The 14,030-nt window shown below is 46.4% G+C and carries 13 protein-coding genes and 1 riboswitch; of the genes, 9 read left to right on the forward strand and 4 right to left on the reverse strand.

The features are described 5' to 3' along the window. The first annotated feature begins 872 nt into the window (after positions 1–872). From MHM93_RS17420 to cdd, 7 genes are all read left to right on the forward strand, one after another. On the forward strand, positions 873–1,172 hold the full coding sequence (locus MHM93_RS17420) for a hypothetical protein (RefSeq protein ID WP_239450004.1): 300 nt from the start codon (positions 873–875) through the stop codon (positions 1,170–1,172). Then, positions 1,162–1,689, forward strand: a complete 528-nt coding sequence (locus MHM93_RS17425; RefSeq protein ID WP_239450005.1) for a hypothetical protein — start codon at positions 1,162–1,164, stop codon at positions 1,687–1,689. The genes MHM93_RS17420 and MHM93_RS17425 overlap by 11 nt, the downstream gene beginning before the upstream one ends. 344 nt (positions 1,690–2,033) lie before the next feature. Continuing rightward, positions 2,034–2,267 carry a hypothetical protein gene (locus tag MHM93_RS17430; RefSeq protein WP_239450006.1) on the forward strand — a complete coding sequence of 78 codons (234 nt, stop codon included), beginning with the start codon at positions 2,034–2,036 and terminating at the stop codon, positions 2,265–2,267. A 185-nt stretch (positions 2,268–2,452) separates the two neighbouring features. Continuing rightward, positions 2,453–2,869 (forward strand): lysozyme inhibitor LprI family protein, encoded by a 417-nt coding sequence (locus MHM93_RS17435; RefSeq protein WP_239450007.1) that lies wholly within the window; start codon positions 2,453–2,455, stop codon positions 2,867–2,869. An 85-nt stretch (positions 2,870–2,954) separates the two neighbouring features. Further along, entirely contained in the window at positions 2,955–3,446 is a 492-nt protein-coding gene (locus tag MHM93_RS17440; protein ID WP_239450008.1) for a hypothetical protein, read from the forward strand. A gap of 316 nt (positions 3,447–3,762) precedes the next feature. Then, positions 3,763–3,852, forward strand: a riboswitch (cyclic di-GMP riboswitch). A 67-nt stretch (positions 3,853–3,919) separates the two neighbouring features. Beyond that, positions 3,920–4,297 (forward strand): hypothetical protein, encoded by a 378-nt coding sequence (locus MHM93_RS17445; RefSeq protein ID WP_138508340.1) that lies wholly within the window; start codon positions 3,920–3,922, stop codon positions 4,295–4,297. Positions 4,298–4,337: 40 nt separating this feature from the next. After that, positions 4,338–5,195: a cytidine deaminase gene (gene cdd, locus MHM93_RS17450; RefSeq protein ID WP_239450009.1), complete on the forward strand. Its 858-nt coding sequence runs from the start codon at positions 4,338–4,340 to the stop codon at positions 5,193–5,195. On the opposite strand, the gene udp is transcribed toward cdd, so the two are convergent. Next, positions 5,153–5,914, reverse strand: coding sequence for a uridine phosphorylase (gene udp / locus MHM93_RS17455; protein WP_022944403.1), 762 nt, complete (start codon positions 5,912–5,914; stop codon positions 5,153–5,155). The genes cdd and udp overlap by 43 nt on opposite strands. Before the next feature lie 167 nt (positions 5,915–6,081). On the opposite strand from udp, the gene MHM93_RS17460 reads away from it, so the two are divergent. Together MHM93_RS17460 and MHM93_RS17465 are read left to right on the forward strand one after the other, a co-directional pair. After that, positions 6,082–6,861, forward strand: coding sequence for a DUF2189 domain-containing protein (locus tag MHM93_RS17460; protein WP_022944402.1), 780 nt, complete (start codon positions 6,082–6,084; stop codon positions 6,859–6,861). A 279-nt stretch (positions 6,862–7,140) separates the two neighbouring features. After that, positions 7,141–8,250: an arginase family protein gene (locus tag MHM93_RS17465; RefSeq protein ID WP_045979883.1), complete on the forward strand. Its 1,110-nt coding sequence runs from the start codon at positions 7,141–7,143 to the stop codon at positions 8,248–8,250. 73 nt (positions 8,251–8,323) lie between these two features. On the opposite strand, the gene iadA is transcribed toward MHM93_RS17465, so the two are convergent. The 3 genes from iadA to MHM93_RS17480 all read right to left on the reverse strand — a co-directional run bounded on the left by iadA (position 8,324) and on the right by MHM93_RS17480 (position 13,904). Further along, the gene (gene iadA / locus MHM93_RS17470) at positions 8,324–9,490 is read right to left on the reverse strand and encodes a beta-aspartyl-peptidase (RefSeq protein WP_239450010.1); all 1,167 of its coding nucleotides are present in this window, start codon (positions 9,488–9,490) and stop codon (positions 8,324–8,326) included. A gap of 6 nt (positions 9,491–9,496) precedes the next feature. Next, positions 9,497–10,906: a putative basic amino acid antiporter YfcC gene (gene yfcC / locus MHM93_RS17475; protein WP_239450011.1), complete on the reverse strand. Its 1,410-nt coding sequence runs from the start codon at positions 10,904–10,906 to the stop codon at positions 9,497–9,499. Positions 10,907–10,970: 64 nt separating this feature from the next. Continuing rightward, positions 10,971–13,904 (reverse strand): TonB-dependent receptor, encoded by a 2,934-nt coding sequence (locus MHM93_RS17480; RefSeq protein WP_239450012.1) that lies wholly within the window; start codon positions 13,902–13,904, stop codon positions 10,971–10,973. Positions 13,905–14,030 lie beyond the last annotated feature (126 nt).

Consider the following 14,030-nt stretch of genomic DNA (forward strand, 5'->3'; position numbering starts at 1 on the left):
AGGAAGTGTCTCGGTTACAAGCAGCCTGTCGTTGTGTTCAATGAATTACGCAATGCAGCCTAATTTAGCGAGTGGTGCACTTCGGACTTGAATTCGCGTCTGTTTCTATCGTTTTTATAGCTTTGAATATTTCCGGGGCTACATTAGAAGAAGCGAACTCATTTATATTAAAATTGAAATTTACTAAAGGTGGAAACCTATCTTACTTATTCATAGGAAGTATTCTTTACCTTACGCTCAGATACTTTGGATACGCGAGGGAATACCATAAGAAACTATTCAATTTTTGGAGCTCTAAGTTATTGAATGACTATAGAATTTTAAACTTTAATCCTCATGAGGGAGATTTTACAGGCTTACTAGCTCCAGCGATTAAGATATGGCCAGGAGATGAGCCAGGCATTCAAAGTCCATCTTATAATCCAGTTGGAATTTTAAAGAGAAACTTGACTTATAGATCGGAATCAGTCGACGAGTACGGGCAGGAATATTTCTATACTGCAAATATAGAGCTAAACAAGTTTGACGATAAATGGACTAGAAAAAAATTTCTTAAATTACTGAAGTACGAAGCAAGCTATCAACTCAATGCTTTTTTTAAAAGCAGAGAAAACTTGGATCTCTATTTTCCGTACATTGTAAGCTTGCTAGCAATAATAAGTGTATATTTCAAACCCAGCTAGTATACACATAACAAAAAAATTAAGTCGCTCGCGGGCTCGCTGGGACACAAACATGGCGGCTGAGTCGCTTCGCTCCGATTATAGCCGCCATGTTTGTGCCCCTTATTTGGGTGTTAGCTTTCTTTGGCTGTAAGCCGACAAGTATGCTGTTATAATTGGGGTGTTGCTTTTCTGATTAAGTTGATACGTATGAGTTTTACATTAGACGGAAATGACTGTATGCCTCCAATTTCAGGGGGATATCTAATTATTTACAGAGGTAGTGTTGAGTTATCGGTTATTAGTGTTCCATCTCCCAATTTTGTCGCTGATAGATATAGGGATAGTGTAAGTGAGAATTATGATTCTTTCGAAGATGATGATGGGAATGATTACAACATGACCGTTTTGTCTTCAAATGTAGGCGTGGATTGGACTCTTGAGGTGTCAACTGAAGACCCCGCTTTAAAGTCCGAGATTAAAGTGGAGTACCACGCTAATGAGTTCTGAGGAAAAAGCGAATGAGTTTTTAGCTGTTTTTAATGACGGAATAGCAAACATCAAAGCTCAAAATAGGGATGGTTTTCATAATCAGTTATATTTTTCCAATGTAATTAGCCTTATGGAGCAATTTCTTTCAAACCTGTTCATTTTTGAGATAACAGATTGTCACCAATCCCTTCAGAAATTGGCGAGTCACGACAAGTTTAGGGCTGCTACAGTTACGATTCCGTTTGCGCTAAATAATTCTATTGAAACGTATTTAGTACGCTCTATGAAAGCACTAGTTTGGCACCGCTTAAATGACGTCGAAATGTATTATAAAAGAGTGTTAAATATCCGTTTTAACATAAGCAGTGATTTATTGAAGCAGTTAGAGTTACGCCATGATTTCGTTCATCGTAATGGCTTTACGCTTGACGGTGAGCAAGTCGAAATATCAGATGAAGATCTAGATAAGTGTATTTCACTAGTTGAACCTTTTGTTATCGATATCCACACAAAATACGTCGCAGCAAAAAGCTAACAAGACGTTTATGCTGCTTCGCCGTGACACGACTTCGTTGCGCATCATATTAAAGGGTTGTAGCCCCTTAAAGTCATCTACACCTAGGTACCACTATGAGTGGCAACCTTGATTGAATGAAATATTCTGATCAGGACAAGCAAAAAGAAGAAAAATTTCAAAGAGTCAATGATTCAATCGCCATGGAGATAGATATAAAACGCTTAATATGGAGTTCTGAAATCCTATGGAAAGACTAATAAAAACCTATAAATATTTACTGGGGGAATATTATAAATGAAACCAACGACGTTATTACGGTGAAGCTTACTTTCGTTAACGAGTACGGCACTCATTTTTTGGAAATGAAACCAATTAAAGCGAATGAAAATCGTATATGGGAATATGAACAATCATCACTGTTCACTGACAAGATAGATAAAGATTTATCTAAGGTTGAGGCGACAAATTATGCAGGTTGTACCATTGTTTTTGACCGTAAAGCGATAAAGAAAAAAGTTGGAAAAAATAGACAAGTAATAGTGATTGAACCTCAAGATTTTATTGATGCTTGCAGTTCAAAATCAAATATGAACTAGATGAACATCATAAAATTAAACCATGTACCGTTTTTGATTGGTGCTTAGTTTGTTAACTAGTTTAAATACCTAATAAGGGTTTTAAAATTGGTTTCGTAACAGTTTGCTCGGTTTCGCTTCACTACACATCTTAGCACACTATTATCAGCCCCTTATGCAGGAGTTATGTGCTTTCAAGGAATATTATGAAAAAACGTATGTTATTGGCTCTATCTGCTTTTGCATTCACAGCTACCGCTATAGCTGAGGAAGCAGTTTACGATTGTGACAATGCGGTTAGCACCCGGCAAATTAATGATTGCGCGATAATTAAACTGAACTCAGCAAAAGCAGAGTTATCCAAGTATTTGGAAGCAAGTTTTGAGCGCAATTCTTATGATTCTGAGTTAGTTGAAGCTATAAAAACTGCTCAAAATGACTGGCAAATCTATGTTGATTCCCACTGTGGCTCTGTCTACACGAAATGGCGTGAAGGTACAATTCGTGATGTTATGGCTATTTCATGTGAAACTAAGCTAACTAGGCAAAGGACTTATGAGGTTTGGGCACACTTTTTAACCTATATGGATAGTACTCCGCCAGTGTTACCAGAGCCAAAATAATGTTTATGGCGCTGTATGGCAGCTTCTGTATTGCGTGGCGGCTCCCCTTAATGCGGCTTAAAAAAAGCCATGAATTGTTCTAAGTATGTTTGAACCCTTTATTCCTGATAATTTCGAGGCGCCTAAGCGTTTTGACACTGAATCTTTTCATTTTAGAGTGCTTGAAGAGGCGGTTGCTGAATTAGACTTTGACGCTGTGATGTCCAGCCAACAAAGGCTGCAAGGGATTTTTGGGCTAGAGTCCGAATGGCCTAAGCCATCGATGACTCTCGAAGAGAACAATGAAAGCCTGAAGGTTCATAAGCGAGAGTTTGAATCGCGAGTAGCGTTTGCTTATTCAGTGTTCAATAACTCAAACGATACATGCCTCGGTTCCGTTTACATAGACTCTAGCCAGTCACCCAAATATGATTGTGAAGTATATTTGTGGGTTAGAGACGATGCTATTGCTTTAGACAGAGCGCTTTACCACACGGTCTTTGATTGGCTAAAAAAAGATTGGCCATTTTCAAAAGTTGCATTCCCTGGTCGAAGCATTTCATGGGCAGATTGGGCGGTTGCGTTGAAAGTTACCTAATATAAATCAATTATGTATGAGACGTATAAAGCCTAGCTTGCGCTCTTTCGTTGCTTTTTTAGCCAAGCTTAATGTGCTCCATAGTGAAGCATCATCTACCTAGGGAAGCATAAAACGTCTATTCATCATTTTATTAAGCCTGGACGTTACTGGTTGTATGGATGATAGGCCGCTGTGAGGAAAAGTTGGGGCGTCTGCAAACAGTAAAACGAATTTCGGTGTTAGCGATAATAACGGGTCAAAGAGGATCACAGCGTAGAGTGGTGATTATTCAGTTTAGTTGAATAAAAGATCTAGTTTACGTATTATGGCCTGCTCAGAATAAAGGCACGGTGCTCGAAAGAGTTTCCACGCAAAGCTCCAGGTCTAAGGTCAATACATTGGCTATGATGGCTGAGCCGCTTCCACTTTTGCCCTCCTAGTGCAAACGAACTTGTGCCTTTGTTGTATCTGTATTTATTAGAGAGAACGACATGGCCAACTCTGTTGTTGCGAGTTTAAGTTATTGCGCTGAAGAAAACATTGTCTGCGCAACCATGCGCGGTAAAGCGCAATCAATTGATGTGTTAAATAACGCCAACGCCATTATTGAATTCGCCAATAGTTACAATGCGAAAGCAGTGTTAATTGATGTACGCGAATTTGAACATGCTTATGCTAAGGATGAGTTCATTGATGTGTGCAACAAGCTAGCGCCATTGCTCGGCCAGTTGATTATCGCCCGGGTGGTTAGTTATCAGGGTTTTATGCATGAACTGGTGACGCAAAAAGTACGAGAGCTTGGGGTCAGGGTGAAAAACTTTGATTGTCAGGAGCAAGCACGTAATTGGTTGCGCCCACTTTCGTGCTAGGTTAGTATCCCAAGCCCAAAAAATAACAACAGGCCTGAACATGCAGGTTACAGGGTTACTCGCAGAACTAAAACGCCAAGGCGGTATCGCCTCTGAGCAGCAATTTAAAAAACTTCAGCAGGAGATGGGGTCTTCTTTTAAAGACACCATCGATTGGTTGCTAGCGCAAACCCAAACATGGGCGGTGGCGCCCATTTCGTCATTTCATGTCGCCGCTCTTGTTAAAGCAAAAAATAGCCAAGGTGACGTGTTTTATGCAGTCGGTGTGAATGTTGAGCTAGCAGGTTTGGGGTTAGAGGTATCCACCCATGCAGAGCAGTGCGCATTACATAATGCCTGGCTACACGGCGCGACAGAGATTGAGCACATCTATATCAGCGCCGCACCTTGCGGGCATTGCCGCCAATTTATCAATGAGTTCAAAGGTGCGAAGAACATCGCTATAACCATAGGTGATAAGTCAACGACCTTGAACGAATTGTTGCCTCAAGACTTTGGTCCAGTTGATTTGGGGGTAGAGCAGCCCTTGCTGGGCAATGCTGCTAGCCATCATGATGAGAGCCGCTCATTACACCACCATTTTGCGCAAAGCTATGCCCCTTACAGTGGTGGTAAAGCGGCGGTAGCCATTGAATATGCCGGCGCAACCTATTTTGGCCGCTATATGGAGAATGCTGCGTTTAATCCTAGTTTTTCACCCATGCAAGCGGCGCTAAGCCAGATTGTGTTGGCCAATCAAGAAGTCGATTTTAGTGCTATTACAGCGGTGACTTTATTGGAGCAGCAGGCGGACAAATCACACCTTGGAGCAAGCAAAACAGTGTTAGCTCAACTTGCTCCGCACGCGCAATTTAATTACGAATTGCTAAGCAGCAGCTGTGCTCCGGCAATAACCTGATCTATCGCATTTTGTTCAACAGCCGAGATATCCACGTCGGGTATCTCGTTTTCACAGCGGTTGACTAATACTCCGGCGATGCACGCTGAGCGCAGCCCTAATGCGCTACACATGGTCAGTAAGGTGGCAGACTCCATTTCATAATTCATCACGTTAAGCGCTTGCCACTGCTGCATGGACCCTTGAAGGTGAGTGGGAACATAACCACTGTGGGTGTCATAACGCTCTTGCCCAGGGTAAAAGGTATCACTGGATGCGGTAATGCCAACGTGATGAGTGATATCGCTATCCTGACATGCTTTCACTAGGGCGGCGGTGGCTTCAAAGTTGGCCACTGCGGGGTAGTTGGCTGGCGCAAAGTGGTGCGACGCTCCATCTAAACGCACAGAGGCTTGGGTGATCAATAAATCTCCCACAGCAATGTGCGGCTGAATGGCTCCTGTGGTTCCCACTCGTAAAAAGGTATCTACGCCTAGCTGCGCGAGTTCCTCAACGGCGATGGACGTAGAAGGTCCACCAATACCGGTTGAGCACACCACCACAGATTGGCCTGCTAACTGACCTAAATAAACGTGAAATTCGCGATGCTTGGCAAGACAGCGCGATTGCTCAAGCTGCTCTGCAATAACGCCTGCACGCTCAGGAGCGCCGGGGATAATAGCCAAGGTTGCCCCTGCAATGTCTTCTTTAGTGATGCCAAGGTGAAACATTTTTTTCATGTAAGCCTCTGATTTATCTTACGCATAATAGTGCCTTTAAAGGTGCCATGCTGCGGTGTTGCGGTCCATGCCAATAAGGACAAATGTCCGATACAAGTGATCCCCTAGCTTGCGAACTGAGTAGATCTCAACTAGATGTTAATTGAATGTATCATAGGAGATAAATTATGGGGCTTTCTTCTAGTGCTTCGAGCCGCAGTGAATTTGCTCGTTGCTTTGAGTGTAACAAAGTGAGCGTCTTTGCTCCTTTACATTGGTTAGCGTTAGCGTTTAAAGATATGGCTCGGGCACCGCTGTTGAGCCTTGTCTATGGTTTAGTGTTTACCGCTATTCCCGCTGCGCTGTTGTTTTTTGTTTATTCTAGCCAGTCGCATTTGGTCATTTTGCCTGCTGCCGTCGCCTTTGCCCTCGTTGGACCAGCCTTTGCGGCCGGCCTCTACGATGTGGCGTGGGAGCTGGAAAAAGGGCACACCCCAACATTTCGCCATAGCCTCAAATCTATGTTTCGTAATCCCGCAGGGGAGTGGGGCTTTGCCGTACTCTTGATGGTCGTCATGATAGTGTGGATGCGCTTGGCCGCTTTGGTGCATGCGCTTTATCCCAACACCGTTAACCCTACATTGGAAGAGCTGAGCGCGTTTCTAACCTTAGGCTCTATTATTGGCGGCGTGCTGCTGGTAAGTGTATTCGCCATCTCTGCCTTTACTCCGCAAATTATGATGGAACGTCGCGTTGATATTATGACTGCGGTGGTGAGCTCAATGAATGCAGTGCGAAACAATGTGGGGGCAATGGTGGTGTGGTGCGCCTGTATTGTCTCTTTGGTTTTGCTTGGCTTTATCACCGGTACTGCGGGCTTTATAGTCATTATGCCTCTGCTCAGTTACGCCAGTTGGCACGGCTATATCGCTATTATTAAAACCAAGCGTCCGCGTAGCTACGAGTAACTTTCTGGCTGGCTTATGCAGCTTTTATGCATAGCCAGTCACGCCTTTGTTTGCGGCCCCTCCACGTCAGTTTGACTTCTTCACTCAGCTTGTATATTAATCGTTTACCTTGGGTGCTAAGGTGTATATGGATGCTAAATAAGTCTTTTAAAAACATAATGTTATGTTTTTATGGTGGCTTGGTGTCGAGGTACAAATTACGCAGAATAAGATATCAACGCACAGCAACACGATTTTTCTGCAAGCACCATACAATTGCATAACTATTGAGGAGAGAGCATGACTGCTAAGTGGCAAGATTTTCAAGAAAAAGTTGAGCACTGCTTGTGCCCGCCAGGTAACGGTGTATTTACTGTTAACACCGCTAAAGAGCGCAAAGCGGCCCTGCATCACAAGCTCTACGGTCAAACTGAAAACATTGAACCACTGTGGAAATCATCCCTTCAAGATTTACCCACTAGCGAGCACAAAGCAGTTATGCTGGGGATCAGCTCTGACTGCGGTGGCGGTATTTTACGTGGTGCGAACTGGGGCCCGTTATTCCTTCGTAGCACATTAATTGAACAGCAACCACAAGCGAAAGCGTTCGATATCGGTGATGTTCGTGTGATCCCACACTTATTGCATGATAAGTACCTCAACGAAGGCACTATCAGCAACTGTCAAAAAGCCTTGTACGCAAACGAGCAGAGCGACTATCATGTTAGCCCGCTATCCATCACCGAAGATGTATGCACTGATTTTTATGCAAACTTCCCTGAAAAAGGCATTTTCGGTATCGGTGGGGACCACTCAATCAGTTACCCACTGACAAAAGCGTATCTTAAAGCCAAGCGCGAGCAGGGCAAGAAAGTGGCTATCATCCATTTTGATGCGCACACTGATTTGCTCGTGGAGCGTTTGGGCATTGACTTATGCTTTGGCTCTTGGTGTACGCATATTCTAGAATTCTTGCCGAGCCCTGCGCATTTAATCCAGTTTGGTATTCGCTCAAGCGGTAAGCCGAAAGAGCATTGGGAGTCTACCTTTGGTGTGAAGCAACACTGGGCCCACGAAATCAATGAGCGTGGTTGTGAAGCCGTTATTGCCGAAGTGCTTCAGCAACTGCGCAATGATGGTGTTGACGAGCTGTATGTAAGCTTTGATATTGACGCTTTGGACGCTGAGTTTGCCTCGGCCACCGGCACACCCGAAGACGACGGCTTAAACCCACAACAAGCACTCACTATTCTTGGCGCACTGGCTGATGAGTTTCCAATAACGGGTGCCGACATGATGGAAATCGCTCCTTTCACCGACAGTTCATTGGAAGGAAAAAGCAGCTCAGAGACGACCTTACGCGAAGGGGCTAAAATCTCAGCGTTTTTGCTTCAAGCAATGAATAAGTAAGACTCCACGTCTACTAGTGACCAAAAAAAGCGCCTTTCGGCGCTTTTTTCATTGTTGATAAGCGCTCCTTTGGCTATTCAAAACGGCCTTTGCGTATCAGCTCACCATCGGCCATCATGCATTGACCGCGCACGAACACCCATCGTGGTAACAGTGAAGTGCTATCAAGCAACACTAAATCAGCACATCCCCCCGTTGCCAGCGTGCCTTTTTGTATACCCAGTGCGTTCGCAGGGTTGCTGGTTATCGCTCTTAACGCATCGGCAAATGCCACCTTATGCTCTTTTACTGCTTCGATAAATGCCAGTAATAACGAGCGCTCATGACCGACCTCAAGACCCACCAAATGGTTGTTCTCATCAAACACTGGCAAGCTAGCGTGGCCATCAGAGCTCATAGTTAAACGGGTTTTTTCAACACCCTTGGCTAAGCATTGTGCCAAAGCGCGCGCCGCACTGACTTCGCCATGTGCTAAGTCATAGTCGGTGGTGCTGGTGGTGAAATCTATCCAGCCACCGGCATTGGCAAAGGCGATACCGGCGTCAAGCAGCTGCTGATTGCGGTTCATATGGGTAGGATAGAAGCGGTTTAATGGCACATCATAGTGGGCAGCCACCTCATGCAGAAGCGTTAAATGACTGTCACTGGGACCGACATGAATACTAATCGTGCCGCGCTTATTACTTAGCATACCTGCAACCCGAGCATGTGCTGCCAGCTCACTAAGCTGCTTCGCATCCAGCTGAGAGCCGCGATGATCGCTAATAGCGACTTCACCGACACCGATGACTTCATCAATGAACATAATGTCTTTTTCAATACTGCCGGTGAGCGAGGGCGCTGGCAGATGATACGCACCGGTATAGCAAAAGGCATTGAGCCCTTCTTCTTTGAGTCCTTTAGCCTTAGCCAGTAAATTACTGTGTGTGCGGCCGATTGAATCAGTACCAAGGGCGCCAACAACCGTGGTGATCCCGGCGGTTATCGCATCACTGAGCATCATTTCCGGCGTGCGACTGGCGAAACCGTCTTCACCGCCACCGCCACAAATATGCACTAATGAATCAACAAAGCCGGGTACGGCAATCAGTGTGCTGCCATCTATGACCGTTTGCTGCAGGGAGCTGGTGAACGTGAGAGCAGGGTCTATACCGAGAATATGTTCGCCGCCCAGGGCGATAGTTTGTTGCCCCATAGGGTCGGGGTTGTAAGTAGTAACGTTGTTAATAAGTGTGATCATAATGACTTAACTGTATTGCATAAATTGAGCGCCGATAACAAAAGCGCTGGCGAGGGCAAATAGCGCAAGCTGCAGGCGCCAAATAAATAAAAACCATTGGCCCCACTCTAACTTCACCACGCCCAAACAACCAATCAGGCTTGCTGAGGTGGGAATAATGATATTGGTCAGGCCGTCACCGAGCTGGAAGGCGAGTACCACGGTTTGCCGACCAACATTAAGCAAGTCGCCCAAAGGCGCCATAATCGGCATGGTGATCGCAGCTTGCCCCGAACCTGAGGAGACAAAAAAGTTAAATAAGCTTTGAAACACCAACATACTCCATGCTGCCAGCGCTTCGGGCATACCGTGTAATAGGGTGGCGCTGTAATATAAAAGCGTGTTTAACACCGAAGGCTCACTGAGCTCATTGCCACCGAGTAAGAGCACGATGCCTTTGGCTAAGGCGACCAATAAGGCGGCCGGTAGCAGCTCTTGTGCTCCTTGGGTAAACATCTCTGCACTGCGCGAAAACGAGGTGCGATACATGAACTTGGCAACAATGGCGCTTAACACCGCCAAAGTAAAAAATTGGCCAGCAAGTTGCGGAATGTAATACTGGTGCAAGGTCACTCCCCAAATCACCCAGGCAATGACACCGGCAAACAGCAATAATAGCGTTTTATCAGCTCGACAAAGAGGCGCATAACTTGTGGTCGGCGCAGGTTCAGCGGGTAATGTGCGACTGTGTTTTGCATAGCGATAGGTGTAGGTCATGCCCAGCAATGTAAAACAACCCCAAGCGAACATCCGCAAGGGGGCACCGGAGAACACGCCGAGTTCAGCAATAGACTGAGCAATGGCGATACTAAATGGGTTCATCCATGAGCTCGCAAACCCGATTTGCGTTGCCACATAAGTCACTAACACTGTGGTTTGAGCGTTGTAGCCCAGCTGCTTCATAATCGGCAGCAGCACCACGCAAAAGGCGATTGCCTCTTCACCCATGCCAAATATGGCACCGCCAAGAGAAAACAATGTAAACAGCACAGGAATAAATAGCCATTGTAGCTTTTGAGTGCGGCCGATCAGTGCTAAAACAGCGCGGTTTATAGCGCCGGTGTGCATCAGAACCGAAAACGCCCCGCCGGTAATAAGAATAAATGCCATGACGCCAATGGTCGCGCCAAATTTATCGCCAGCAACGAGCCCTTCGAATAGTACATTCACAAAGCCGACTTCGCCGTTACTTGCAAATAACGGCAATTGCAGCTGCGTTTGTTGTTGTTGAAATTGCGCCAAGCTGACCGTAGTTTGCTGAGCGTCCATAGCAAACCAGCCAGGTTGCACAAACCAGGTACTGGCATAGGCAAGTAAGGCCACCGACATCAAAATAACGCTGGCACTGGGCAGAGAAAAACGCGTGTGATTAGTCATGAGTCTTCACTTATAAAAGGACAAAGGGGCGCACGGCCCCTCATTGAGTTTTGGGCGCTGACCATTAAAAGCGGTAGGTCATGCCCACACGATAGGTAGCGCCAAGGGCGTTATGATTTATTGCATCAAAACCTCGGGCAGAGCCATACACTGTAGGCGGCTCTTCATCTGTGAGGTTGTCGATATTAACGCGTAGGGTGAGCGCGTTGCTTAGCTCATAGCCAGCAGAGAGATCCCACACTAACCATGAGTCGACCTCTCGCTCACCTTGCGCATCGAGCGCACCAAGCACCTCCAACTCGTCAATTTCACGACCCCTCAGGCCATCGATATCGTCGCTGTAGCTGTCAGTATAGTTGGCACTTATAACGATATAGTAATTGTCGCTATCCCAAGCTAAGCTGACGCGGCCCACATTCTCAGGGTAACGATAACTACCTACTAAAGATTCAATGGCATCGGAGCCTGGGCGGTTACGTTCGTATTCGAGATAATGAGTGGCGTCAAAACGCAGTGTCAAATCTCCTTGGGCGAGTGCAAAGCGATGGTCAAATTTGATATCCACACCTTGTAAATCTTGGCTGCCGGTATTTTCTAAGGGGATCACATGATCGCGAGATAAAGGTAGGTATAACTCACTGTCACGGGGGTCAAAAGCGGCAATATAATTATCAAGAATCTCGGAGAGATCAGCGCCTTGTTGCTCAATGTTGAGCCCTTGCTCGTCAGTCACCTCACACAGCTGTTGATCGTAGGCAATGCCTTGCTGCCCTTGTGGTACCAGATTGCAATGACGTAAGGTTGCATCGCTTAGTGCTCTGTCGAGTACCGCCGTCATATTGGTATCGATGACTTTTTCGTGATTGAACTGCCAGTAATCAATGGTGAGATTGGTTTGGGCACTTGGGCTCCATGCGAAACCTAAGCTTAATGCCTGCGACTCTTCCGCTTTTAATTCCGGGTTGCCAAGTTCAAGTGAATTGACTGTTACTTCGGTGCCATCGCCCATACAATATAAATCGGCCACCGCTTGGTTGGCGCCACAATCAAAGGTTGAGGTGGTCGTGCGCAGCTTTACACCGGCCTGAGTCAATGACGGAGCGCGGAAGGAGGTGGACCATGAGCCCCGTAGCACCATAGTGTCGGTGGGGCGGTAGGTGAAACCAAGCTTGGGGTTAAAGGTACTGCCGAAATCATCAAAATGATCGTAACGCCCGGCGGCTTGCAGCTCAAGCTCGGTGCTTAGTGGAATATTGAACTCTGCATAGGCTCCCCACTGAGTGCGGTCGGCCTCGGCCAGGCTAGAGCCAAAACCGAATACATCCACTAAATAGTCATTTTGCGCCTGAGCTCGTGAGTCTGAAGAGGGGATATCTTCAAGCTCTTCGCGGCGAACTTCGACACCAAAAGCTGCATTCACTGCGCCTGCATCAAGCAGCAGTAATTCACCATTAATATTGGCATCCCAAGCATAAACCGAGCTTTTTCCTGAGCGAGAGGGTTGTTGTTGTGTTAACGCCAAAGTCGCATCATTGGTGCTATCGCCGAGCAAAAACGGGTTATAAAACGGGCGTAATGTAGCGTCGCCTGCGCAGTTTAAGGTAGTGCCGTCATAGCTTGCAATTTGTCCGTCACTACACAGCTCACCAGTTAATGCAGCGTGAAACTTGAAGCGGTTATAGACGCCAGCAATGGCAACTTGCTCTGACTTTGAGCGCGACAGGGTGATGCCACTTTGCCAAAACCACTCACCGAGGCTGCCTTCAAGTTCACTCACTAAGCGCATGTTATCCGACTCTACTTCAACGGTACGCGGGTCGCTAAAACGGGCATCAAAGGCAAAACCATAAACTTGGCGATTATTTACGGTGTTAAAGGGGTCGATATAGAGCTGCTCTAAAAGCGGGTTTGAGCCATCTGCTTGGTCAAAAATAAACAAGCTTTGCTCAAGGGCATAAGGGCCTTCGCTGTCATCAACTTGATTAATAGGCGCTGGCGAAGAGTAGGCTGTTGATTGCGTATAGCTGAAGAAGAAATCTGTTTTCCAATTAAGATCGCCAATGGCTTGCGTAAAGGTAAATCCGGTGGCGAGGCTTTCAAATGGGCTATCGAGGTAATCGTCCTCATTGCCGTAGTAGGCACATATTTGCTCGCCATGTTCGGTTTCTACCAACTCGGTTTTACACCCAGGGGCAGGGAGTTCTAAGCCATCTCTCTGCGAGTAATAATAAATGTTCGGCGTGTTCTCGAGCTTGGGTAAATAAGAATAGCCACTGACTAGGAGAGGGTCTTTGGTGTAGTCACGATCCGTCGCTTTAAAGGCATTACGGTGATAATAATCGGCGAATACACTGAGGTTGCCTTTGCCAAGTTGTGTGCCCCAAAGCAGATTAATTTGCGTTTTACTTTCATCACTTTGTGCCAAACTGTCGCCGTATGAGGCATTGACTTCAAACCCTTCAAAATCATCTTTAAGGATGTAGTTGATAACGCCGGCAACAGCGTCTGCGCCGTAAATGGCCGAGGCACCGGTGGCAAGAATTTCAATACGTTCAATGGCCGCGAGCGGAATTGCGTTAACGTCAACAAAGTTTTCCGTGCCCGCTGCAAATGAGCTCGGCGCAATGCGTCGGCCATTAACCAGTGTCAGTGTTGAGGACGGGCCCATCCCGCGCAGGCTCGCCGCTGATTGCCCAGCAGGCGTGGAGTTAGAAGTACCGCCACTTTGAGATGTGGAAAACGTCCCCGTCCCCCCACGCAGCTGGGAAATGTCTTTCAGTAGGTCGTGGATGCTATCGGCGCCGGAGCGAGCGATATCATCTTGGTCCAACACTGTAAGCGGTTGTGCGCCTTCCAAATCCACGCCTTTTAAGCGCGAGCCGGTGACGTCGATGCGCTCAATACTTTGCTCAGCAGGGGCTTGGGGCTTTTCAGCCGCCGATAGCGAAGGGCATACAGCCGCAGTCACGGCCGCAGCTAAAGATAACTTGCGAAACATATTTCACCTGTCGATGTTGCTGTGCGCGTCATACACGCGCTCAGTGAGTGCGCGCTTTCATGCACAGAATTTTATTATTGGTAGTAGATTTAGAGTGAGATGGCTAAGACGTACTTAACCACCGCG

It is taken from the genome of Pseudoalteromonas sp. MM17-2 (genome assembly GCF_022347945.1).
Taxonomy (GTDB): Bacteria; Pseudomonadota; Gammaproteobacteria; order Enterobacterales; family Alteromonadaceae; genus Pseudoalteromonas; species Pseudoalteromonas ruthenica.